Source organism: Pseudomonas auratipiscis, from assembly GCF_036324085.1.
In the GTDB taxonomy this organism is placed as follows: Bacteria; Pseudomonadota; Gammaproteobacteria; order Pseudomonadales; family Pseudomonadaceae; genus Aquipseudomonas; species Aquipseudomonas auratipiscis.
Map to the genome: position 1 here is coordinate 208,287 of NZ_JAZDCU010000007.1, position 24,658 is coordinate 232,944.

Annotated in this window: 20 protein-coding genes; 2 read left to right on the forward strand and 18 right to left on the reverse strand. The window is 58.4% G+C overall.

Features of this window, described 5'->3' with window-relative positions; all coding sequences use genetic code 11:
* Positions 1 to 131: 131 nt before the first annotated feature.
* The 18 genes from tilS to rpsB all read right to left on the reverse strand — a co-directional run bounded on the left by tilS (position 132) and on the right by rpsB (position 20,699).
* Entirely contained in the window at positions 132 to 1,418 is a 1,287-nt protein-coding gene (gene tilS / locus V0R60_RS12510) for a tRNA lysidine(34) synthetase TilS (protein ID WP_136477813.1), read from the reverse strand.
* Positions 1,419 to 1,472: 54 nt separating this feature from the next.
* Entirely contained in the window at positions 1,473 to 2,420 is a 948-nt protein-coding gene (locus tag V0R60_RS12515; RefSeq protein WP_136477814.1) for an acetyl-CoA carboxylase carboxyltransferase subunit alpha, read from the reverse strand.
* Positions 2,421 to 2,518: 98 nt separating this feature from the next.
* Positions 2,519 to 6,040: a DNA polymerase III subunit alpha gene (gene dnaE / locus V0R60_RS12520; RefSeq protein ID WP_330079808.1), complete on the reverse strand. Its 3,522-nt coding sequence runs from the start codon at positions 6,038 to 6,040 to the stop codon at positions 2,519 to 2,521.
* Between the two features lie 108 nt (positions 6,041 to 6,148).
* The gene (gene rnhB / locus V0R60_RS12525; RefSeq protein WP_136477816.1) at positions 6,149 to 6,778 is read right to left on the reverse strand and encodes a ribonuclease HII; all 630 of its coding nucleotides are present in this window, start codon (positions 6,776 to 6,778) and stop codon (positions 6,149 to 6,151) included.
* Positions 6,779 to 7,906, reverse strand: coding sequence for a lipid-A-disaccharide synthase (lpxB, locus tag V0R60_RS12530; protein ID WP_136477817.1), 1,128 nt, complete (start codon positions 7,904 to 7,906; stop codon positions 6,779 to 6,781).
* A gap of 2 nt (positions 7,907 to 7,908) precedes the next feature.
* Positions 7,909 to 8,685, reverse strand: a complete 777-nt coding sequence (lpxA, locus tag V0R60_RS12535; protein ID WP_136477818.1) for an acyl-ACP--UDP-N-acetylglucosamine O-acyltransferase — start codon at positions 8,683 to 8,685, stop codon at positions 7,909 to 7,911.
* Positions 8,682 to 9,122, reverse strand: coding sequence for a 3-hydroxyacyl-ACP dehydratase FabZ (fabZ, locus tag V0R60_RS12540; protein WP_010224833.1), 441 nt, complete (start codon positions 9,120 to 9,122; stop codon positions 8,682 to 8,684). The genes lpxA and fabZ overlap by 4 nt, the downstream gene beginning before the upstream one ends.
* Before the next feature lie 111 nt (positions 9,123 to 9,233).
* Positions 9,234 to 10,289 carry a UDP-3-O-(3-hydroxymyristoyl)glucosamine N-acyltransferase gene (gene lpxD, locus V0R60_RS12545; protein WP_136479015.1) on the reverse strand — a complete coding sequence of 352 codons (1,056 nt, stop codon included), beginning with the start codon at positions 10,287 to 10,289 and terminating at the stop codon, positions 9,234 to 9,236.
* A gap of 2 nt (positions 10,290 to 10,291) precedes the next feature.
* A complete protein-coding gene (locus V0R60_RS12550; protein WP_038996736.1) occupies positions 10,292 to 10,795 on the reverse strand; it encodes an OmpH family outer membrane protein in 504 nt (167 codons plus the stop codon).
* Between the two features lie 44 nt (positions 10,796 to 10,839).
* Positions 10,840 to 13,188, reverse strand: a complete 2,349-nt coding sequence (gene bamA / locus V0R60_RS12555; protein WP_136477819.1) for an outer membrane protein assembly factor BamA — start codon at positions 13,186 to 13,188, stop codon at positions 10,840 to 10,842.
* 74 nt (positions 13,189 to 13,262) lie between these two features.
* On the reverse strand, positions 13,263 to 14,615 hold the full coding sequence (gene rseP / locus V0R60_RS12560; protein WP_136477820.1) for an RIP metalloprotease RseP: 1,353 nt from the start codon (positions 14,613 to 14,615) through the stop codon (positions 13,263 to 13,265).
* A 42-nt stretch (positions 14,616 to 14,657) separates the two neighbouring features.
* Entirely contained in the window at positions 14,658 to 15,848 is a 1,191-nt protein-coding gene (ispC, locus tag V0R60_RS12565) for a 1-deoxy-D-xylulose-5-phosphate reductoisomerase (protein ID WP_136477821.1), read from the reverse strand.
* Positions 15,845 to 16,660: a phosphatidate cytidylyltransferase gene (locus V0R60_RS12570; protein ID WP_136477822.1), complete on the reverse strand. Its 816-nt coding sequence runs from the start codon at positions 16,658 to 16,660 to the stop codon at positions 15,845 to 15,847. The genes ispC and V0R60_RS12570 overlap by 4 nt, the downstream gene beginning before the upstream one ends.
* Positions 16,660 to 17,415 (reverse strand): polyprenyl diphosphate synthase, encoded by a 756-nt coding sequence (gene uppS / locus V0R60_RS12575; RefSeq protein WP_136477823.1) that lies wholly within the window; start codon positions 17,413 to 17,415, stop codon positions 16,660 to 16,662. The genes V0R60_RS12570 and uppS overlap by 1 nt, the downstream gene beginning before the upstream one ends.
* An 18-nt stretch (positions 17,416 to 17,433) precedes the next feature.
* Entirely contained in the window at positions 17,434 to 17,991 is a 558-nt protein-coding gene (gene frr, locus V0R60_RS12580) for a ribosome recycling factor (protein ID WP_136477824.1), read from the reverse strand.
* On the reverse strand, positions 17,988 to 18,731 hold the full coding sequence (pyrH, locus tag V0R60_RS12585; protein WP_016392310.1) for a UMP kinase: 744 nt from the start codon (positions 18,729 to 18,731) through the stop codon (positions 17,988 to 17,990). Before pyrH ends, frr begins: the two co-directional genes overlap by 4 nt.
* A 181-nt stretch (positions 18,732 to 18,912) precedes the next feature.
* Complete coding sequence (gene tsf / locus V0R60_RS12590) at positions 18,913 to 19,776, reverse strand: translation elongation factor Ts (RefSeq protein WP_136477825.1); 864 nt, start codon at positions 19,774 to 19,776, stop codon at positions 18,913 to 18,915.
* 188 nt (positions 19,777 to 19,964) lie between these two features.
* A complete protein-coding gene (gene rpsB / locus V0R60_RS12595; RefSeq protein WP_130263453.1) occupies positions 19,965 to 20,699 on the reverse strand; it encodes a 30S ribosomal protein S2 in 735 nt (244 codons plus the stop codon).
* 434 nt (positions 20,700 to 21,133) lie between these two features.
* Between rpsB and map the strand changes: the two genes are divergently transcribed.
* Positions 21,134 to 21,916, forward strand: a complete 783-nt coding sequence (map, locus tag V0R60_RS12600; protein ID WP_136477826.1) for a type I methionyl aminopeptidase — start codon at positions 21,134 to 21,136, stop codon at positions 21,914 to 21,916.
* 21 nt (positions 21,917 to 21,937) lie between these two features.
* Positions 21,938 to 24,637, forward strand: a complete 2,700-nt coding sequence (locus V0R60_RS12605; protein WP_136477827.1) for a [protein-PII] uridylyltransferase — start codon at positions 21,938 to 21,940, stop codon at positions 24,635 to 24,637.
* Positions 24,638 to 24,658 lie beyond the last annotated feature (21 nt).

Consider the following 24,658-nt stretch of genomic DNA (forward strand, 5'->3'; position numbering starts at 1 on the left):
GTACGGAGCTCGCTACACATTTTTAGAATCGCCCAGCAAAAAACTGCTTGGTAATCGGCAACTACTGCGGTTCTGAGGGAAGCCACAGAAGTTGTATCAAGAAGGGAGCGTAGTCTACCGGAATGTCCCTTTCATCTCAAACCTTGCTCGCTCGTCGGTAGACACCAATTCAAATCGGCGCCCTGCCGACTCAAGACCGGCAGGTTGGCGACAGCCACCAATTGGTCGTCACAATAGAGCAGCGGCAACCGCGAACGAACAAAAGCCGGCACCTCCAGCTCGTTGAGCAAGCGTTTCAGATCACGTCGACCTCGCCCGTGTACAAGCAATGACTCACCGCCCTGGCGGTAGGCAATGTGCAATACACCCTGCGGCAACGTGCCGCTGAGGCTGACCTGGCCATTTCCACTCAACACCAGCGCTTCGTTCGGAGCGCTCCACACCTGCGGCCCCTGCGGCGCTTTGAGCCAGTCTCCAGAAAGCCACCAGACACGTTCATTGCTGCGGTGCAGTTCCCCGTCGGTGAGCCGCCACACCGGGCGGCCATCGCCTGCTGCATCACGTAGCGCCTCCCAGCCTGCCCAATGCCTTGCATCCGGCAGGCGTGTGCGCTGCGCCATCCAGTATTGCAATGCATTACGCTGACGAGCGGGAGACAAACTGCGCATGACGCGCAGATCCAGAGACGCCAATCCGAGCCAGTCATAGGCGTTCGCCGTCGAGGCAAGTGCCAGATCCTGTCGCGCCAACTCGTCGAGCAAGCCTTGGGCCTCGCTCAAATGCTCCGCTGTACGTGCAAGGTTCTGCGCAACTTGCGGCCAACGTTGACGCAAGGTCGGGAACACTGCGTGACGCAGGTAGTTGCGTGAGTACTGCGTATCGCTGTTACTCGGATCCTCGACCCATGTCAGCTGATGTTCTCGGGCGTAGGCCTCCAGTGCTTTTCGCGAGACATCGAGAAAAGGTCGCAGCAGCACGCCTTGCCCCAGCGCGCGCTGAATCGGCATTGCCGCCAAGCCTCGCACCCCCGCCCCGCGCAGCAAACGAAACAGCAGGGTTTCCGCCTGATCTTCACGGTGCTGGCCGGTCAGCAACACTTCTCCAGGCCGCAACGCAGCGTTGAAGGCGGCATAACGGGCGTCTCGGGCAGCCTGCTCAAGACTGGCACCGGCGCTCACCTCGACATGGATGACCTGCAAGTTAACGCCCAGCCCTTCGCACAGCTGCTGGCAATGGCTTGGCCACGCCTCAGCGACAGCCTGCAGGCCGTGGTGAACATGGATGGCGCGAATGACGGGCTTATGCGGCAGGTTCGCCAACAGATGCAAAAGGACAGTGGAGTCCAGGCCGCCGGAGAAGGCGACACACCAGGAAGGGGCACTTAGCCAGGGAGAAAGCTTGCTGCTCAGATCAATCATCGGCGCAGGCTCGGCAGTGATCGCGGGGCCATGGAGCCCCGCGAAACGCTCAGATCAGAGCCCGTAGCTCATCAGACGATCATAACGGCGCTTGAGCAATGTCTCGTTGTCGAGCTTCTTGAGCATGTCCAACTGCTCGATCAGTTCGCCACGGATGCTCGCGGACATCTTCGCCGGATCGCGATGGGCACCGCCCAAAGGCTCGGCAATGACTTTATCGACAATACCCAGGCCCTTGAGGCGCTCGGCAGTAATCCCCATGGCCTCGGCGGCATCAGGCGCCTTCTCAGCGGTTTTCCACAGAATCGATGCGCAACCTTCCGGCGAAATGACCGAATAGGTCGAATACTGCAGCATGTTCAACTGATCGCATACGCCGATGGCCAACGCACCGCCGGAACCACCCTCACCAATAACGGTGGCGATGATCGGGGTTTTCAGGCGAGCCATGACGCGCAGGTTCCAGGCAATTGCTTCGCTCTGGTTGCGCTCTTCAGCGTCGATACCCGGATAAGCACCTGGGGTGTCGATGAAGGTCAGGATTGGCATCTTGAAACGCTCGGCCATTTCCATCAGGCGACAAGCTTTGCGGTAGCCCTCTGGACGTGGCATGCCGAAGTTGCGGCGAACTTTTTCGCGCACTTCACGACCTTTCTGATGACCAATGACCATGACTGGCTTGTCGTCCAGGCGCGCAATACCACCAACGATTGCTGCGTCATCGGAGAAGTGCCGATCGCCGTGCAGTTCGTCGAACTCGGTGAACAGGTGATCGATGTAGTCCAGGGTGTACGGACGACGAGGATGACGCGCCAGGCGGGCAATCTGCCAACTGGTCAGGTTGCCGAAGATGCTTTCGGTCAGGGTGCTGCTTTTGTCTTGCAGACGGGCGATTTCATCGCCGATGTTCAGCGAGTTGTCATTACCCACCAAGCGCAGCTCTTCAATCTTGGCTTGCAGGTCAGCAATCGGCTGTTCGAAATCCAGAAAATTCGGGTTCATAGGCATCCGTCTTGGGTCTACGGCCAGGCGGCCGGCCGGTTGATCCGTTTGGCGCCCTACCTTAAGGGATCAGGCGCATTCAGGTCGAGATTAAAAATTCATCGATATTGCAAAAAGACGTTCTCACGCCCGAACTGGTCACGCAGGGCTTGAATCAGGCCATCTGCCGGGTCGATCCGCCAGCCTTCTCCAAACTGCAGCATCGCCTTGGCATCGCTACCGGTGTACTCCATGGTAATCGGGCAGGCACCACGATGGCGCTTGAACAGCTCGCCCAGCCAGGTGAGACGATCGCCCTTGAGGGCATCGCTGTGCACTTTCAGGCGCAGGCTCTCGGCCAAATTGGTCCGCGCATCTTCCATGCTCATGACCCGTTTTACCCGCAGGCGCAAACCACCGGAGAAGTCATCATTGCTGACTTCACCTTCGACGACGACCATCGCATCGGTCTGCAACAGGGGCTGGGCAGCCATGAACGCATCGGCGAACAACGAGGCCTCGATCCGCCCGGAGCGGTCATCAAGAGTGACAAAGCCCATCTTGTCACCCTTTTTATTCTTCATCACCCGCAGCGCAATGATCATGCCGGCTACCGTCTGCGTGTCGCGGGCCGGTTTCAGATCAATGATGCGCTGGCGGGCAAACCGACGGATCTCGCCTTCGTATTCGTCGATCGGGTGCCCGGTCAGGTACAGGCCCAGGGTGTCCTTCTCGCCTCGCAAGCGCTCCTTGAGGGTCAACTCCCGTGTATTGCGGTGCTTGGCGTAGACATCCGCGTCTTCTTCCACAAACAACCCGCCGAACAAGTCGGCGTGGCCGCTATCGGCGGTACGGGCAGTCTGCTCGGCAGACTTGATCGCCTCTTCCATGGTCGCCAGCAACACCGCGCGATTGCGGTCGACGTTCGCCTGGTAAGCCTTGAGCTCATCATGGAAATACGGCCCCAAGCGATCCAGGGCGCCGCTGCGCACCAGGGCATCGAGCGTGCGCTTGTTGATGCGTTTGAGATCGACACGCTCGCAAAAGTCGAACAGGTCCTTGAACGGCCCGTTGCGCCGCGCTTCGACGATAGCCTCTACCGGCCCCTCGCCCACGCCCTTGATTGCGCCGAGCCCGTAGACAATTCGGCCGTCGTCGTTGACCGTGAACTTGAAGTCGGAAGAGTTAACATCCGGGGCATCCAGGCGCAGCTTCATGCTGCGAACTTCCTCGATCAGCGTAACGACCTTGTCGGTGTTATGCATATCCGCCGACAGCACTGCTGCCATGAACGGTGCCGGGAAGTGGGTTTTCAACCATGCGGTCTGGTAAGACACCAAGCCATAGGCTGCAGAGTGAGATTTGTTGAAGCCGTAGCCCGCGAACTTCTCCACCAGATCGAAGATGTTACCCGCCAGATCTGGGTCGATATTGTTGGATGCACAACCTTCGATGAAACCGCCACGCTGCTTGGCCATTTCCTCGGGTTTTTTCTTACCCATGGCCCGACGCAGCATGTCCGCACCACCGAGGGTGTAACCAGCCATGACCTGGGCAATCTGCATCACCTGTTCTTGATACAGGATGATGCCGTATGTGGGCGCCAGTACCGGTTTGAGGCCTTCGTACTGATAGTCGGAATGCGGATACGCAAGCTCTGCGCGACCGTGCTTGCGGTTGATGAAGTCATCAACCATCCCCGATTGCAGCGGGCCGGGACGAAACAGCGCCACAAGTGCAATAAGGTCTTCCAGGCAGTCGGGTTTGAGCTTTTTGATCAGCTCCTTCATGCCCCTGGACTCAAGCTGGAACACCGCAGTGGTTTCCGCCTTTTGCAACAGGTCGAACGTTTTCTTGTCATCCAGCGGGATGAAATCGATGTTCAGGTCTTCCAGCCCCTGCTTGGCCTGCTCGCGGTTGATGGTCTCCATCGCCCACTTGATGATCGTCAGCGTGCGCAGGCCGAGGAAGTCGAACTTCACCAGACCAGCGGCTTCAACGTCATCCTTGTCGAACTGGGTGACCAGGCCGCCGCCTTCTTCATCACAGGCAATCGGCGAGAAGTCGGTAAGCTTGGTCGGTGCGATTACCACACCACCTGCGTGCTTACCGGTACCACGGCAGACACCCTCAAGCTTGAGGGCCATGTCCCAGATTTCCTTGGCGTCCTCGTCGGTCTTGAGGAAGTCGCGCAACACTTCTTCCTGCTCGTAGGCTTTATCCAGCGTCATGCCTACTTCGAAAGGAATCATCTTCGACAAACGATCAGCCAAGCCATAGGACTTGCCCTGCACCCGCGCCACATCGCGCACCACCGCCTTGGCAGCCATGGTACCGAAGGTAATGATTTGACTTACCGCGTTACGACCATAGGCATCGGCCACGTACTCGATTACCCGGTCGCGGCCGTCCATGCAGAAGTCGACGTCGAAGTCGGGCATCGATACCCGTTCCGGGTTGAGGAAACGTTCGAACAGCAGGTCGTAGGCGAGCGGATCGAGATCGGTGATCTTCAGTACATAGGCGACCAGCGAACCTGCACCCGAGCCGCGACCAGGCCCCACGGGCACGCCGTTGTTCTTGGCCCATTTGATGAAGTCCATAACGATCAGGAAGTAGCCGGGGAACCCCATCTGGATGATGATATCCAGCTCGAATTTCAGGCGATCGAGGTAGACCTGGCGCTTTTCCTCGTAATTGGGCGTGGTCTCTTTCGGCCACAACACCGCCAGGCGCTCTTCCAGCCCCTCATGGGAAACGTGGCGAAGGTAGTCATCGATGCCCATGCCATTGGGGGTGGGGAAATCAGGTAGAAAATGCTTGCCCAGTTGCACTTGGATGTTGCAGCGCTTGGCAATTTCTACCGTGTTCGCCAACGCATCGGGCAGGTCGCTGAACAGCTCGGCCATCTCTTCCGGGCTTTTCAGGTATTGCTGGTCGCTGTAGTTGCGTGAACGGCGCGGGTCGTCCAGGGCACGGCCTTCGCCGATACATACGCGCGTTTCATGGGCGTCGTAATCCGACTGCTTGATAAAGCGCACATCGTTGGTCGCAACCAGCGGAGCATTCAGCTTGTCGGCCAGGGCGACAGCCGCATGCAGGTATTCTTCGTCACCTGCGCGGTTGGTGCGCTGCACTTCGACGTAGAAGCGGTCCGGGAACATCGCCATCCAGTCTTGCAGCAGCGCCTGCGCTTCATCGGGGTTGCCATTGAGCAACGCCATGCCGATATCGCCCTCCCTGGCTGCCGACAAGGCAATCAGGCCTTCACTGGCAGGGGCGATCCAGTCACGCTCGATGATCACCAGGCCGTTGCGCTGGCCTTCGACCCAACCGCGGGAAATCAACTCGGTGAGATTGCGATAGCCCTGGGCATCCATGGCCAAAAAACAGATTCGCGACAGCGGGGCATCCGGATCGCTATTGGCCAACCACAGATCAGCCCCACAAATCGGCTTGATGCCTGAGCCCATGGCGTTTTTGTAGAATTTGACCAACGAGCACATGTTGCTCTGGTCGGTAACCGCTACGGCCGGCATGTTCATCGACGCCAATGCCTTGGCCAGCGGCTTGATCCGCACCAGGCCGTCGACCAGGGAGAATTCAGTGTGCAGGCGAAGATGAACGAAAGAAGCCGACATGATGATCCTATAGCAACACAAAACAACAAGGCCCGGATTGTACCGGGCCTTGATCAAAACAGCAGCCTGTGAAGAGTGAACCAGACTGCTGACATTTACCTCACCCGATCACACCTCTCCAAATCCGCTGGCAAGTGCATCACGCGCTTCGAACGCCGCACGCACCGGGGCAAAGGAGCGCCGATGAATCGGCGTCGGCCCAAGGCGCGCCAGCGCTTCAAGATGCACCGGCGTCGGGTAGCCCTTGTGACCACCGATGCCATAACCTGGATAAATCAGCTCCAAAGCAGCCATTTCCCGGTCACGGGTAACCTTGGCCAGGATCGACGCAGCAGCAATCGCCGGAACCTGGCTATCACCTTTGACCACCGGCGCTGCAGGCACTGACAGCTTGGGACAGCGATTGCCGTCGATCAAGGCCAACTTCGGCGTAACACTCAAGCCTTCGACCGCACGCTGCATAGCCAACATGGTGGCGTGCAGGATGTTCAACTGGTCGATTTCCTCGACTTCAGCACGGGCGATGCAGAAGCTCAGGGCTTTCTCGCAGATTTCATCGAACAGCTTTTCACGACGTGCTTCGGTCAGCTTCTTCGAATCATTCAGGCCGAGAATAGGCCGCTCTGGATCAAGAATTACCGCAGCCGTCACCACCGCGCCACACAGAGGGCCACGGCCGACTTCGTCGACGCCAGCGACCAGGTCTTCGACCAGGTTGAAGTCCAGTCCTATTTGCATCTATCGAGTTTCCAGCAGAGCCAGCACTGCTTCAGCTGCCTGATTGGAGGCATCGCGGCGCAGGGTACGGTGAATCTGGTCAAAACCTTCAGTCTGCTGGGCGCCACCTTCGACCAAGGGCGCCAGCGTCTGGGCCAGGGCTTCGGGAGTAGCGGCTTCTTGTAGCAACTCAGGCACCAGCATGCGCTGGGCTAGCAGGTTGGGCAGCGACACGTAAGGGCTTTTGACCAGTCGTTTGAGAATCCAGTAGGTCAGCGGAGCGAGGCGATATGCGACCACCATCGGCCGCTTGAACAACAATGCTTCCAGGGTTGCTGTGCCGGAGGCGATCAACACCGCATCGCATGCGGCCAGAGCCTGGTGGGACTGACCATCAAGCAGGGTCAGCGGCAAGTCACGGCCTTCAAGCATCTGCTCCAACTGCGCTCGGCGCTCGGCGTTGGCACACGGCGAAACGAAGCGCACGCCCGGCACACGCTCACGCAAGCGCTCGGCGGCTTCCAGGAACAGGGCACCGAGGCGTCCCACTTCACCACCACGGCTTCCCGGCATGAGGGCGACCAGCGGCCCTTCGCCAAGCCCCAGCTGTTCACGAGCAGCATGCCGATCAGCTTCCAACGGGATGCTGTCAGCCAACGGATGACCGACAAAACGCACCGGCACGCCCTTCTCTTCGTAGAACTTCGCCTCGAAGGGGAACAACGTCAGCATCAGATCGCAGCCTTCACGAATCTTCAGCACACGCTTCTGACGCCAAGCCCAGACCGAAGGGCTGACATAATGCACAGTCTTGATCCCGGCCTTACGCAGGTTCATTTCGATGTTGAGGGTGAAATCTGGCGCGTCGATACCGATGAACACGTCTGGGCGTTCCTCGATCAGCGTCTGGATCAAAACCTTGCGTCGCTTGAGCAGCTCACGCAGGCGACCCAGCACCTCGACCAGGCCCATGACGGCCAAGCGCTCCATGGGGAAGTACGACACCAGCCCTTCGGCCTGCATCAGCGGTCCGCCGACACCAATGAAACGTACCTGAGGATGGCGGGACTTGAGCGCGCGCATCAAACCAGCGCCAAGAATATCGCCGCTGGCCTCGCCGGCCACCAGCGCAACACATAACTCGGCCATGATCAGCGCGTGATGCCGCGGGTAGAGTTCTGGATCGACTTGAGAAAAACGTCGACTTCAGGGAACTGAGATGCAGGCTCGGCCAGCTCGGTAATCGCTTGCTCGACCGTCAGTCCCTGACGATAGACAACTTTGTAGGCACGGCGCAGGGCATGAATGGCTTCTTCAGTGAATCCACGACGGCGCATACCCTCGAAATTCATGCTGCGTGCTTCGGCCGGGTTGCCGAATACGGTGACATAAGCCGGTACATCCTTGCCGATGGCGGTGCCCATACCGGAAAAGCTGTGAGCGCCGATATGGCAAAACTGATGCACCAGGGTAAACCCGGAAAGAATCGCCCAGTCATCGACATGAACATGCCCGGCCAACGCCGTATTGTTGACCAGGATGCAGTGATTGCCGATGACGCTGTCATGGCCGATATGAGCGTAGGCCATGATCAGATTGTGATCACCCAAGGTGGTTTCCGAACGATCCTGCACGGTTCCACGATGGATGGTCACGCCTTCACGAATGACATTATGATCACCGATTACCAGGCGTGTAGCTTCACCCTTGTACTTGAGATCGGGAGTGTCTTCGCCTACCGATGAGAACTGGTAGATGCGGTTGTGCCGACCAATGCGCGTGGGCCCCTTGAGGATTACATGCGGACCGATGACGGTCCCCTCCCCGATCTCTACACCAGCACCGACGATAGACCAAGGGCCAACCTCGACGCCATCGGCGATCTTCGCCGAAGGATCGATGATTGCCCGAGGGTCAATCAAACTCATAGCTTGCGTTCCGCACAGATGATCTCGGCCGAGCACACAGGCTTGCCGTCGACCGACGCCTGGCATTCAAACTTCCAGATCTGACGTTTGCAGCTGATGAACTTGGCTTCCAGGATCAACTGATCGCCCGGCAGTACTGGTTGACGGAACCGCAGCTTGTCGGAACCGACGAAATAGTACAGCGTACCGTCCGCAGGCTTAACATCCAGCATCTTGAAGCCGAGGATACCAGCTGCCTGGGCCATCGCTTCGATGATCAGCACGCCCGGCATGATCGGGTGCGCCGGAAAGTGACCATTGAAGAAAGGTTCGTTGATGCTGACATTCTTGTAGGCACGAATGCGCTGAGCCTCTACGTCCAGTTCCACTACCCGGTCCACCAGCAGGAACGGGTAACGGTGAGGCAAATATTCGCGAATCTCGTTGATGTCCATCATTTCGGGGGGAAGCCTGTAGTAAAGATAGGGAGCGCCTGCTTTTGCCAGGTGCTCCTTTTGCAAAATCAAAGAGTCAGCCTGCGGCTATTCACTCTCGATCAGGAAATGGTATCAGCCTTCTGATGAAGGCTGGCTGCCCGAGGTCACGACCTCGACACGCTTTTCCAACTGTTGAAGACGTTTCGCCATTTCGTCGAGCTGGCGAATACGTGCGGCGCTCTTGCGCCATTCGCCCAGCGGCTGCATCGCCGTACCAGAAGAATAGGCCCCAGGCTCGGTGATAGAGCGTGTGACCATGGTCATGCCGGATACGAAAACACCGTCGCAGACATCAATATGTCCCACCATGCCGACGCCGCCGGCGATAGTGCAGTGCTTGCCAATCTTGGTGCTACCGGAAATGCCGACGCAAGCCGCCATCGCCGTGTGATCACCGATCTGTACGTTATGGGCGATCTGGATCTGGTTGTCGAGCTTAACCCCGTTTCCGATGCGGGTATCCGCCAGCGCGCCACGGTCGACCGCGGTGTTCACACCGATCTCGACATCATCGCCAATACTGACGCCACCGATCTGAGCGATCTTCTGCCAGACACCTTTCTCGTTGGCAAAGCCGAAGCCTTCGCCACCGATAACCGCTCCCGACTGAATCACAACCCGCTTACCGATGCGTACGTCGTGATACAGGGTCACTCGCGGGGCCAGCCAGCCCCCTTCGCCGATCACGCACCGCGCACCGATGAAGCAATGGGCACCGACCGTCACACCCGGACCGATTTGCGCGCCACTTTCGATCACCGCACAAGCACCAATACTTGCACTGGCATCGACCTGCGCATCGTCGGCAACCACGGCGCTGGGATGAATTCCCGCTACAGCCTTGGGCTTTGGATCGAACAGGTGGGATATGCGCGCGTAAGCGAGGTACGGGTCTGGAACAATGAGCGCGCTACCGGCAAAACCCTCGGCATCGGCTGCCTTGAGCAGAATCGCCGCCGCCTTGCTGTCTGCGAGGTACTTGCGGTACTGCGGGTTGGCAAGAAAGCTCAACTGTCCCGGCCCGGCTTCCTGAAGCGTCGCCAGGCCAGTGATTTCCAGCTCCTCGGGACCACTGCAAGTGGCACCGAGGAACTCGGCCAACTGACCGAGTTTCATGGTCACAGTCATGTTCAACGGGACTGATTCATGCGCTCGATGACTTGGCGAGTGATGTCGTACTGAGGCTTGACATCAATCACCGCGCCACGCTCGAGCACCAGGTCGAATCCGCCCTTCTTGATCACTTCTTCAACAGCGCCATCGAGTTTTGGCTTCAGCTGCTTGAGCATTTCACGGTCGGCAACAGCCTTGGACTCGTTCAGCTCCTTGGACTGGAACTGGAAGTCACGGGCCTTTTGCTTGTACTCAAGCTCCAGGCGCTCGCGTTCTGGTTGAGCCATCTTGTCGCCACCGGCACGGATACGGTCGGCGATGCCCTTGGCGCTGCTTTCCAGGTTTTTAAGTTTGGTCAGCTGCGGGCCGAATTTCTTCTCGGCATCGACAGCGTATTTCTTCGCCGCGTCCGATTCCAGCAATGCCATTTGATAGTTCAGGACAGCAACCTTCATTTCGGCGAAAGCCGGGGTTGCGATCAGGGTCGCAGCCAGTACTGCCAGTTGGGTCAACTTACGCACGATGCACTCCTACAGAATCCGATGTCGTTAGCAAGGGGCAGACCTTAGAAGGTCTGGCCCAGAGAGAATTGGAACACCTGGGTATCGGCTTCGTCCGGCTTCTTGACCGGCATTGCCAGGCTGAAGCTCAACGGACCGAGCGCGGTAATCCAGGTGACGCCCAGGCCGACGGAGCTGGCCAGACCCGACAGGCCGACCTTCTCACAATCAGGCTTGGAGCCGCAGTTGGTATCGAACACGTTACCCACATCCCAGAATACCGAGGTGCGCAGCGAGCGTTGGTCCTTGACGAACGGCAGCGGGAACAGCAGTTCTACACCACCCTGTACGAGAACGTTACCACCGAACGGCAGTGGATCCTGATCCGGGTCGGCAATGGTGCCCGGGTTGTGACCGTCACTTGGGGTACTGCGTGGACCCAGGCTGCTGTCCTTGAAGCCACGTACCGAGTTGAAACCACCGGCATAGTAGTTCTCGTAGAACGGCAGGCCCGAAGTGCCACCGAAACCATCACCATAGCCCAACTCGGTGTGCAGGCGCAGGGTGTAGTCGTTGGTGATTGGCTTGAACAGTTGGCCACGGTAGTCGAGCTTGAAGAACGACAGGTCGCTGCCTGGGGTGGTCGCCTCGAGCACCAGGCTCTGAGAATGGCCACGGGTCGCCAGCACACCTTTGTTCAGGGTCGACTCGGACCAGCCGGCGGACGCCTTGAAGTTCAGGTACTTGTCACCTTCTTCGTTAACGAAGTCGAAGATCTCGTCGACGGTGTACTTACCGGTCTTGATCTCGTCCTGCTGTACGGTCAGGCCGAAGGTCAGACGCGAAGTTTCGCTGATTGGGTAGCCGACGCTTACGCCCGCACCCAGGCTGTCGACCGCATAGCTGGCAACGTCTACGTCAAGGTCGTCGTAGTCAGTGGTGCGATAGAAGGCGTTGTAACCCAGGCTGACGCCATCGGCAGTCCAGTAGGGGTCCACGAAGCCGAAGTTGTAGCGGCTCTGGTATTCACTGCGGGTCAGGCCGAGGGAAACCTTGTTACCGGTACCCAGGAAGTTGCTCTGGCTGATGGAACCACCGAGGATCAGACCGGCGCTTTGGGCGAAACCGACACTGGCGGTGATCGAACCGGAAGCTTGTTCTTCAACGCTGTAGTTGACGTCGATCTGGTCGTCGGTACCTGGAACTGCCGGGGTCTCGACGTTGGCTTCCTTGAAGAAGCCCAGACGCTCCAGACGAGTCTTGGATTGGTCGATCAGGTAGGTCGACGCCCAGCCGCCTTCCATCTGGCGCATTTCGCGACGCAGCACTTCGTCTTCAGACTTGGTGTTGCCGCGGAAGTTGATACGGTTGACGTAAGCACGCTTACCCGGATCGACAACGAAAGTGATGTCGACGGTATGGTCCTGGTCGTTTGGCTGCGGTACGCCGTTGACGTTGGCGAAGGTATAGCCTTCGTTACCCAGACGACGGGTGATCAGTTCGGAAGTGGTGGTCATCACCTTACGCGAGAACACCTGGCCTGGCTGCACCAGCATCAACGACTTGACCTGGTCTTCCGGCACTTTGAGATCACCGGACAGTTTCACGTCACGAACGGTGTACTTCTCGCCTTCGTTGACGTTGACAGTGATGTAGACGTGCTTTTTGTCCGGGGTGATCGACACCTGGGTAGAAGCGATGTCCATGTTGATGTAGCCGCGGTCCAGGTAGTAGGAGCGCAGACGTTCCAGGTCACCGGAGAGTTTTTCGCGGGCGTACTTGTCATCGTTTTTGAAGAACGACAGCCAGTTGGTGGTCTTGAGCTCGAACAGTCCGACAAGGTCTTCTTCTGGGAAGACAGTGTTACCAACCACGTTGATGTGCTGGATGGCAGCAACGGTACCTTCGTTGATCTTGATCTTAAGGCCAACACGGTTGCGCGGCTGTGGCACGACTTCGGTCTCTACCTCAGCCGAGTAACGACCTTGGGCAACGTATTGACGTTGCAGCTCGTTACGTACGCCCTCAAGGGTAGCGCGCTGGAAGATCTCGCCTTCGGCCAGGCCAGACTGCTTCAGACCTTTCATCAGGTCTTCAGTGCTGATTGCCTTGTTACCTTCAATTTCGATACTAGAGACCGAAGGACGCTCGACCACGGTGATGATCAGGACGTTGCCGTCACGACCCAGTTGGATGTCCTGAAAGAAGCCGGTCTTGAACAGCGCGCGGGTGGAATCCACCAGGCGACGGTCGTCAGCTTCATCTCCGACGTTCAATGGCAGAGCACCGAAAACGCTGCCCGCGGATACCCGCTGCAGACCGTTTACACGAATATCGGAGATGGTGAAGGACTCGGCGTGAACTTCAGCGATCATCAGTACGGCGAGAACCGCAGTTAGCAACAGACGTTTCATGAAGTCCTTTCTTATTCCAACTGGCAATAAACGACCCGTCGCGGGACGCGACAGGTTCGCAATTGAGCGAAGCTTTACAGTCGACCCAAATCGTTGATCAGGGCAAGCAACATCACCCCGACTACCAAACTGATACCGATTTGAATCCCCCAACCCTGCACCCGATCCGAAAGCGGACGACCACGCGCCCATTCGATCAGGTAAAACAGCAAATGCCCCCCATCCAGTACAGGAATGGGCAGCAAATTAAGAACCCCCAGGCTAATGCTCAGGTAGGCGAGGAAATTCAGGAAATCCCCAACGCCTGACTGGGCTGAAGCGCCCGCCACTTTAGCAATGGTTATCGGTCCGCTCAAGTTTTTTACCGAGAGCTCGCCGAACAGCATTTTCTTCAGCGATTCCAAGGTAAGGATGCTCATGTTCCAGGTCCGTGAAAGCCCCTCTCCCACGGCCTCCAGTGGCCCATAACTGACCTCGCGAAGCATGGCATCAGGCCACTTCACTGGCTTTACGCCAGCCCCAAGGTAACCACTCGCCGACTTGCCCTCGCCACGACTGGCCAGCGTAACCGGAACATCCAGCGTCGCGCCGTTGCGCTCGATTTGTAGCAGGACCTTGCTGCCTGCTCGTCCGCGCACGGTATCGACAACCTGCTGCCAGTCATTGAGTGCAGTGCCGTCAAGCGTCAACAAGCGATCACCGGGTTGCAGGCCCGCAGCCTTGGCCGGCCCTTTAGGGTCCAACTCGGCCAGAACCGGTGGCAACGCCGGCCGCCACAGACGCAGGCCCAACGAACGAATTGGATCGGGTTCGTCAGCCCCCTTGAGCCAGTTGTCGAGGGTCAATACATGAGCGCTATCTACCGTAGCGCCCTCTTCCCGTACATTGATGTGCAATTGACCGCTCTCGCCCAAACGGCGAATCAACTGCAAATTGACAGCAGACCAGCCATTGGTCGCCTTGCCATCAATGGAAACAATTTCCTGGCCAGCCTTCAGGCCAGCGGTCTCAGCAATGCTACCCGCCTCAACGCCACCAATGACCGGTCGCTCCTGCTGAGTGCCGAGCATCGCCAACACCCAGAAAAACAAAATGGCCAAGAGGAAGTTGGCGATAGGTCCGGCTGCCACGATAGCAATGCGCTGGCGTACTGACTTGCGATTGAAAGACTGCTCGATCTGATCATGCGGAACTTCGCCCTCACGCTCGTCGAGCATCTTTACGTAGCCACCCAGCGGAATCGCCGCGACCACGAACTCGGTGCCGTGGCGGTCATGCCAGCGCAACAGGGGCATACCGAAACCTACGGAAAAACGCAAAACCTTGACGCCACAACGCCTGGCCACCCAGAAGTGACCGAATTCGTGAAAGGTGACCAGCACACCCAATGCCACCAGGGTGCCGATAATCATGTAGAGCGCACTCATATCTTTCTCCGAATGACGTTCAGCCCAACCAGACGCCCTGCATCAGCACCCGTGCTGGTTCAACCACTGCCCAGCCAACTGCCGGGCCCGCTGATCAGCGGCAAATACCGCGTCGAGCGTCTGCACCGCTACGACCGGTTCCTGGTCGAGCACTTGTTCGATCATACTCGCGATCTGCGGGAAGCGAATGCGCCGCTGCAGAAATGCCTCCACTGCCACTTCATTGGCAGCGTTGAGCATCGCCGGTGCACTGTTACCCGCCTCGGCTGCCTGACGCGCCAGGCGCAAGCATGGAAAACGTTGTTCATCGGGCGCCTGGAAGTCCAGGCGGGCAATGGCGAACAAATCAAGCGGGGCCACTCCGGAGTCGATCCGCTTCGGCCAGGCCAGGGCGTTGGCAATCGGCGTGCGCATATCCGGATTGCCCAACTGGGCCAACACCGAACCATCGACATAGTCGACCAGCGAGTGAATCACACTCTGCGGATGCACGACCACCTCGACCTGACTCGGGCGCGCATCGAATAACCAGCACGCCTCAATCAGTTCAAGCCCTTTGTTCATCATGCTCGCCGAATCGACCGAGATTTTGCGACCCATCGACCAATTCGGGTGAGCGCACGCCTGCTCGGGGCTGACTTGCGCCAGTTCAGCTGCTGGCGTTTCGCGAAACGGCCCACCGGATGCAGTGAGCAGAATGCGCCGTACGCCTACCTGCGACAGGCCGCGAGCATAATCGCCCGGCAGGCACTGAAAAATTGCATTGTGCTCGCTGTCGATTGGCAGCAATACCGCGCCACTGCGCTGCACCGCCTGCATGAACAGTGCGCCGGACATAACCAGCGCCTCTTTGTTGGCCAGCAGGACCTTCTTGCCGGCTTCGACAGCGGCCAGGGTAGGACGCAAGCCTGCCGCGCCGACAATCGCTGCCATCACCGCGTCGACTTCGGAGGCGGCTGCGACCTGACACAAACCAGCCTCGCCTTCCAGCACCTCGGTTGCCGAGCCGGCTGCCGCCAGGCCTGCACGCAACTGTTCGGCCGCCTGTGCCGACGGCACCACGGCGAACTTTGGCGCATGACGCAGGCACAGTGCCAGCAACTCATCCAGACGGGAATAGCCGCTCAGGGCAAACACTCGATAATGCTCGGGGTGGCGAGCAATGACATCCAGGGTACTCAGCCCAATGGAGCCGGTCGCACCGAGAACGGTAATACGCTGCACACTGCTCACATCACGCCCCAGTTGGCTGCCCAAAGCAGCACAGCAAACAGCGGAATGGCGGCGGTCAGGCTGTCGATACGGTCAAGCACGCCACCATGCCCTGGCAGCAGGTTGCTGCTGTCCTTGATCCCGGAACGACGCTTGAACATGCTCTCGGTCAGATCACCCACCACCGAAACCAATACCACAACTGCGGCACCCAGCAGGCCCAGTAGCAACTGCGCGACACTCCAGTCACGATTCAGGCCGACCACCAGGGTAATGACCAGACTAAGCGCAAGGCCACCGTACACGCCCTCCCAGCTCTTGCCCGGGCTCACCTGTGGGGCCAACTTGCGCTTACCGAAAGCACGGCCAGAGAAGTAGGCTCCAATGTCCGCCCCCCAAACCAGGACCATGACGGCCATGATCAACCAATTGCCCAATGGCCAATGCTTGAGCAGCACCAGGCCTTGCCAGGCAGGCAGCAGGATCAGCAGACCGATGAGCAAACGGCAGGCGACGCTGGACCACAACTCGCTGGTCCGTGGGTAGGTCAGTACCAGCCAGGTCGCCACACCCCACCACAAAACTGCAGCGCCCAACACCCAGGGTGCCAGGTCCGGCATCAGGTAGAGCAGCATCAGCAGCCCGGCTACCACGGCGGCGTAGGCCACACGCACGGTTTGTGCCACCAGCCCTGCCAGGCGTGCCCACTCCCAGGCACCCAGGGTAACGACCAGGCCAATGAACAGGGCAAAGTCCCCACCATCGAGCAGGAAGAAGCCCCCGAGGGCGATTGGCAGCAGGATCAGCGCAGTGATGATGCGTTGTTTAAGCATTAAGCACGGGCTCCAGCTTCGACCTGCTCGCTGGTTTTCCCGAAGCGGCGCTGGCGCGAAGCGTAATCGGCCAGCGCAGTGCGCATGGCCTCGTGTTTGAAGTCCGGCCAGAACAGGTCGGAGAAGTACAGCTCGGCATAGGCCAGCTGCCACAACAGGAAATTGCTGATGCGGTGCTCGCCACCGGTGCGGATGCACAGATCGGGCAATGGCAGATCGCCTGTAGCCAGGCAGGTCTGAAGCAGCTCAGGGGTGATGTCATCGGCACGCAAATGACCGGCCTGAACCTCACGCGCCAGGCGCTGGGCGGCCTGGGCGATATCCCACTGGCCACCATAGTTGGCGGCGATCTGCAAAATGAAGCGGTTGCTACCAGCGGTCAGCGCTTCGGCCTCACGCATGGCAGCCTGCAGCTCAGGGTGAAAGCGCGAGCGATCACCGATGATGCGCAAACTGATGTTGTTGTCGTTGAGGCGCTTGGCTTCTCGGCGCAAGGCCGAGAAGAACAGCTCCATCAACGCACCGACCTCTTCGGCCGGTCGTTGCCAGTTTTCGCTGGAGAAGGCGAACAGGGTCAAGACCTCGACCTTGGCCTCGGCGCACACTTCAATGACCGCGCGCACTGCGTCGACGCCTGCCTTGTGCCCGGCAACACCAGGCAACAGGCGCTTCTTCGCCCAGCGATTATTCCCATCCATGATGATCGCGACATGGCGCGGCACCGATGGGGACACACCCTGTTTGGTCTTTTCCATTAAAAAAAGTCCCGACCCTTAAACGGCCATCAGGTCCTTTTCTTTGGCTTTCACAGCGACTTCGATTTCGGCTACGAACTTGTCAGTCAGCTTCTGCACGTCATCAGCTGCACGACGCTCTTCGTCTTCGCTGATCTCTTTCTCTTTAACCAGGTCTTTCAGTTGGCTCAACGCGTCGCGACGGATGTTGCGCACCGCAACACGGGCGTCTTCGGCAGCGTCACGCGCTTGCTTGGTGAAGCCCTTGCGGGTTTCTTCAGTCAGCGCTGGCATCGAGATAAGCAGCAGCTCACCCAGGTTGGTCGGGTTGAAACCCAGGCCAGAGTTGAGAATCGCTTTCTCGACGGCTGCCAGCATGTTGCGCTCAAAGGCTACAACCTGAAGGGTGCGGGCATCTTTGACGGTAACGTTGGCAACCTGGTTGATCGGGGTATCAGCGCCATAGTAAGGCACCATGACACCAGCCAGGATCTGCGGGTTGGCTGCACCGGTACGAATCCGGCTGAAAGCGTGCGCCAGCGATTCCAGGGTCTTGCCCATGCGTTCCTGAGCGTCTTTCTTGATTTCGTTGATCATTTTTGAACTTCCTCGATCAGAGTACCTTCCGCGCCACCATGCACGATGTTCAGCAGGGCGCCGGGCTTGTTCATGTTGAAGACGCGCAACGGCATCTTGTGGTCTCGGCACAGGCAGATTGCAGTGAGATCCATCACGCCCAGCTTGCGATCCAGCACTTCATCGTAGGTCAGATGATCGAACTTCTCGGCATGCGGGTCTTTGAATGGGTCTGCAGTGTATACACCATCGACCTTGGTTGCCTTCAATACCACGTCGGCATCGATTTCGATGGCGCGCAGGCAAGCGGCAGAGTCAGTGGTGAAGAACGGGTTACCGGTACCGGCAGCGAAGATTACAACTTCTTTGGCGTTGAGGTGACGCATGGCTTTGCGGCGATCGTAGTGATCGGTCACGCCAACCATGGAAATGGCGGACATGACGATAGCGGTGATGTTCGCACGCTCCAGCGCATCACGCATGGCCAGGGCGTTCATTACGGTGGCCAGCATGCCCATGTGGTCGCCAGTAACGCGATCCATGCCGGCTGCACTGAGCGCCGCTCCACGGAACAGGTTACCACCACCGATTACCAAGCCTACCTGGACACCGATTCCGACCAGCTGGCCAACTTCCAGTGCCATGCGATCCAGGACCTTGGGGTCGATCCCGAACTCTTCCGAGCCCATCAGGGCCTCGCCGCTAAGCTTGAGTAGAATGCGTTTATAGCGAGCCTGATAACCACTGCCCTGCTGAGCCATTGCGAATCTCTCCTGCGGCGTTTGAAAAAAATCTTGCGGGCTGCTTTCAGCCTGCGCGTAACTCTAGCGTGGCGCAGCTACTGCGCCAGCGGACAACGGCTTTGTAAACCGCTACCGCTTTGACAAAGAGGCTGCGCGCGTAAGCGGGCAGCCTCTTTGGGGCGACAGATGTGAGTCTGTCTTACTGCTTGGCAGCAGCCAGCTGAGCGGCAACTTCTTCTGCGAAGTTGTCGACTGGCTTCTCGATGCCCTCGCCTACTTTGAAGTAGGTGAAGGAAACGATTTCAGCGCCAGCTTTCTTGGCCAGATCACCGACCTTGATTTCTGGGTTCATGACGAACGCTTGCTCGACCAGGCTAGCTTCGGCCAGGAACTTCGAGATACGGCCTTTGACCATGTTCTCAACGATGTTCTCAGGCTTGCCCTTGATCTTCTCTTCGTTCAGCGTCAGGAAGACATTCTTCTCGCGCTCGATCGCTTCAGCCGAAACTTCCGACGGCAGCAGGAACTCAGGGTTGCTGGCAGCAACGTGCATGGCGATTTCTTTGGCCAGCTGGACGTCGCCGCCCTTCAGGACAACTGCAACACCAATCTTGTTGCCGTGCAGGTAAGTACCGACGACGTCACCTTCAACGCGCACCAGGCGGCGAATGTTGACGTTTTCGCCAACCTTGGCAACCAGGGCTTCACGAGCAGCTTCACGCGATGCGATCAGCGGAGCAGCGTCGCTCAATTTTTCGGCGAAAGCTTGTTCAACACTTTCAGCAACGAAGTTTTTGAAGTCATCTTGCAGGGCCAGGAAGTCGGTCTGCGAGTTAACTTCCAGCAGAACGGCAGACTTGTCGTCAGCCTTGATGGCGATTGCGCCTTCAGCGGCAACGTTACCAGCCTTTTTAGCCGCCTTGATGGCGCCCGAAGCGCGCATGTCATCAATGGCTTTTTCGATGTCGCCGTCAGCCTTTTCAAGGGCTTTCTTGCAATCCATCATGCCTTCGCCGGTACGCTCACGCAGTTCTTTAACCAGCGCTGCAGTAATTGCTGCCATTTCAAATTCCTCTTGGATAGGTTTTCAACCATTCCACCCGATACTTGACGGGCGTTCAATTCTGTAAATCCACTCACCAGCACTCATGCCCAACAAGGTTGCAACGGCGATGCTGACAAGAGGATTTCAAGGTGGCAAAAAGGGGGCCTAGCCCCCTTTTTGCGTGCCGAGTAGACGCCAGGCGTCAATTACTCAGCAGCTGGTGCTGCTTCTTCAGCGTAAACTTCGGTGCCGCCAGCAACGTTGTTGCGACCACGAATTACTGCGTCAGCCATCGAACCCATGTACAGCTGGATAGCGCGGATGGCGTCATCGTTACCTGGGATGATGTAGTCAACGCCTTCTGGGCTGCTGTTGGTATCGACAACGCCGATTACCGGGATGCCCAGCTTGTTGGCTTCGGTGATAGCAATGCGCTCGTGGTCAACGTCGATCACGAACAGGGCATCAGGCAGGCCGCCCATGTCCTTGATACCGCCCAGGCTGCGATCCAGTTTTTCCAGATCACGGGAGCGCATCAGCGCTTCTTTCTTGGTCAGCTTGGTGAAAGTGCCGTCTTCGGCCTGGGTTTCCAGGTCGCGCAGGCGCTTGATCGAAGCACGAATGGTTTTGTAGTTGGTCAGCATGCCGCCCAACCAGCGGTGATCGACGTACGGCGAACCGCAACGTGCTGCTTCTTCAGCAACGATCTTGCCAGCGGAACGCTTGGTGCCGACGAACAGAATCTTGTTTTTGCCCTGGGCCAGACGCTCGACGAAAGTCAGTGCGTCGTTGAACATTGGCAGGGTTTTTTCAAGGTTGATGATGTGAATCTTGTTGCGCGCGCCGAAAATGTACTTGCCCATTTTCGGGTTCCAGTAACGGGTTTGGTGACCGAAGTGCACACCGGCCTTCAGCATATCGCGCATGTTGACTTGGGACATGATAGTTCCTTGATAAGTCGGGTTGGGCCTCCACGTATCCCAATGACCAACCCAGGATCCGTAGATCGAAGGCACCCAGGTCATCGTGTCGACACGTGTGTGGGTTTAAGCTCACGAGGCTATCCCCGTAAAGCGGCGCATTTTATATCACAGAAGCGCAGCGAACGGAACCCGAATTAGCATCAGTGCGCGCCCCTGCCTCGCGGGACTGTAATCCGGGCCTCACGTAGCGGGCCCGATCACGGGGCAAGGCCCGGGCCCAGCGGCTCAACGCTTGCGCTGTTACAGGATTTTGCACCGACGGGTTAATCGCGCCAAAATGCCCTTATATAAAGGTTGCATCACTGCCATAGCCGCCCGAGCGGGCGCTGCTCTGGTAGAATCCGAGCTTTCCCCAGTTTATTCGCGCATCTATGCGCCGTAGAGAGCCTGTAATGACCGTCACCATTAAAACCGCCGAAGACATCGAAAAGATGCGCGTCGCCGGCCGCCTGGCCGCTGAAGTGCTGGAGATGATCGAGGAGCACGTCAAGCCTGGCATCACCACCGAAGAGCTCGACCGCCTGTGCCACGACTACATCGTCAACGTACAGAAGGCGATCCCGGCTCCGCTCAACTACAAAGGTTTCCCGAAGTCGATCTGCACCTCGGTCAACCATGTGGTGTGCCACGGCATCCCGGGCGACAAGCCCCTCAAGGACGGCGACACCCTGAACATCGACGTCACCGTCATCAAAGATGGCTACCACGGCGACACCAGCCGCATGTTCCATGTCGGCAACGTGCCGGTCTGGGCTGAGCGTCTGTCCCAGGTTACCCAGGAATGCATGTACAAGGCCATCGAGCTGGTCAAGCCGGGCTGCCGCCTGGGCGATATCGGCGAAGTGATCCAGAAACACGCCGAGAAGAACGGCTTCTCGGTGGTCCGCGAGTTCTGCGGCCACGGTATCGGTAAAGTGTTCCACGAAGAGCCGCAGATTCTGCACTATGGCCGCGCTGGCACTGGCATGGAACTCAAGGAAGGCATGACCTTCACTATCGAGCCAATGATCAACCAGGGCCGCGCCGACACCAAAGTGCTGGGTGACGGCTGGACTGCCATCACCAAGGACCGCAAACTTTCGGCCCAGTGGGAACACACGCTGGTGGTAACGGCGACTGGCTACGAAATCTTCACCCTGCGTAAAGACGACACCATTCCCCGCACGTCGGCCTGATTCGAACAGGAAAGTGACTCAATGCCCCAGGTGGATCCCGAGCTGTTCGACCGCGGCCAGTTCCAAGCGGAACTGGCCCTAAAGTCTAGCCCAATCGCAGCCTTCAAGAAGGCCATCCGCCAGGCTGGGGAAGCGCTGGACAAGCGCTTTCGCGAAGGCAGGGAGATCCGCCGACTGATCGAAGACCGCGCCTGGTTCGTCGATAACATCCTGCAGCAGGCATGGAACCAGTTCGATTGGAGCGATGAAGCCGATATTGCCCTGGTGGCAGTCGGGGGGTATGGACGGGGTGAATTACACCCCTACTCCGACATCGACCTGTTGATCCTGCTCGACAGTGCGGATCACGAGGTGTTTCGCGACTCTATCGAGCGCTTTCTGACCCTGCTCTGGGACATCGGCCTGGAAGTAGGGCAAAGCGTGCGCTCGGTCGATGAGTGCGCCGAGCAAGCGCGGGCCGACCTGACCGTCGTCACCAACTTAATGGAAAGCCGCACCATTGCTGGCCCCGAGCGCCTGCGCCAACGCATGCTCGAGGTGACCAGCACGGTCAATATGTGGCCGAGCAAGGAATTCTTCCTGGCCAAGCGTTCAGAGCAAAAGGCCCGGCACCACAAGTACAACGACACCGAATACAACCTGGAACCCAACGTCAAAGGCTCACCTGGCGGCCTGCGCGACATCCAGACCGTGTTGTGGATCGCCCGCCGCCAATACGGCACCCTCAACTTGCATGCCTTGGCAGATGAAGGCTTTTTGCTGGAGAGTGAGAACGCCCTGCTGGCCTCCTCCCAGGAATTCCTCTGGAAGGTTCGCTACGCCCTGCACATGCTCGCCGGGCGTGCCGAAGACCGGCTACTGTTCGATCACCAACGCAGTATCGCCGCCCTGCTTGGTTTTACCGATGACAACCCCAAGCGTGCCATCGAACAGTTCATGCAGCAGTACTATCGGGTGGTCATGAGCATTGCCGAGCTCAGCGACCTGATCATCCAGCACTTCGAAGAGGTCATCCTCGACGACGACAGCGGCAACACCCAGCCGCTGAACGCCCGTTTCAGGCTGCACGACGGTTATATCGAGGCGGTGCGACCGAACGTATTCAAGCGAACGCCCTTTGCCATCCTGGAGATTTTCGTGCTGATGGCGCAGCACCCCGAGATCAAGGGGGCACGCGCCGACACCATTCGCCTGTTGCGCGAACATCGGCACCTGATCGACGATGACTTTCGCAACGACATTCGCAATACCAGCTTGTTCATCGAGCTGTTCAAGTGCGAAATCGGTATCCATCGTAATCTGCGGCGCATGAACCGCTACGGCATCCTCGGCCGCTACCTGCCAGAGTTCGGCCTGATTATCGGGCAGATGCAGCACGACCTGTTTCACATCTATACGGTCGATGCCCATACCCTGAACTTGATCAAGCACCTGCGCAAACTGCAGTACACCCCGGTGTCCGAGAAATTCCCGTTGGCCAGCAAACTCATGGGTCGCCTACCCAAGCCTGAACTGATCTACCTGGCCGGCTTGTACCATGACATCGGCAAGGGTCGTCAGGGCGATCACTCGGAGCTCGGCGCCGTGGATGCCCAGGCGTTCTGTGCACGCCACCAATTGCCCGCCTGGGACAGCCGCCTGATCGTCTGGCTGGTCCAGAATCACCTGGTGATGTCGACCACCGCCCAGCGCAAGGATTTGTCCGACCCGCAGGTTATCCACGACTTTGCCCAACTGGTAGGCGACGAAACTCACCTGGATTACCTCTACGTGCTGACCGTGGCCGATATAAACGCCACCAACCCCAGCTTATGGAACTCCTGGCGCGCCAGCCTGCTGCGCCAGCTCTACACCGAAACCAAGCGTGCCCTGCGCCGCGGCCTGGAAAACCCGCTGGATCGGGAAGAACAGATCCGCCAGACCCAGAGCGCAGCACTGGACATTCTGATTCGCGAAGGCACCGACCCCGACGACGTCGAACAGCTCTGGGCACAACTGGGCGATGACTACTTCTTGCGCCACACCGCGGCCGATGTGGCCTGGCACAGCGATGCGATCCTGCAGCAACCTGCCGACGGCGGCCCCTTGGTGCTGATCAAGGAAACCACCCAGCGAGAGTTTGAGGGTGGCACGCAGATATTCATCTATGCACCCGACCAGCACGATTTTTTCGCCGTGACCGTAGCGGCCATGGACCAGCTCAACCTGAACATCCATGATGCCCGCATCATCACCTCAAGCAGCCAGTTCACCCTCGACACCTACATCGTGCTCGATAACGATGGCGGCTCGATCGGTGACAACCCGCAGCGGGTGAAGGAAATCCGCGATGGCCTAAGCGATGCCCTACGCAATCCGGACGACTACCCGACCATCATCAAACGTCGGGTACCGCGTCAGCTCAAACACTTCAATTTCGCCCCACAGGTCACTATTCACAACGACGCCCAGCGTCCGGTGACAATTCTCGAACTCAGCGCTCCCGACCGTCCAGGTCTACTGGCGCGAATCGGCAAGATCTTCCTGGAGTTCGACCTGTCGCTGCAAAACGCCAAGATTGCCACGCTCGGCGAACGGGTCGAAGACGTGTTCTTCATTACCGATGCCGACAACCAACCATTGTCCGATCCACAGCTGTGCAGCCGCCTTCAGGACGCCATTGTCGAACAACTGCGCGTCGATATGGCTGCTGTGGCACCGATTTCCCGCCTGACCATTTAACGTTTGACGAGACCCCGCGCC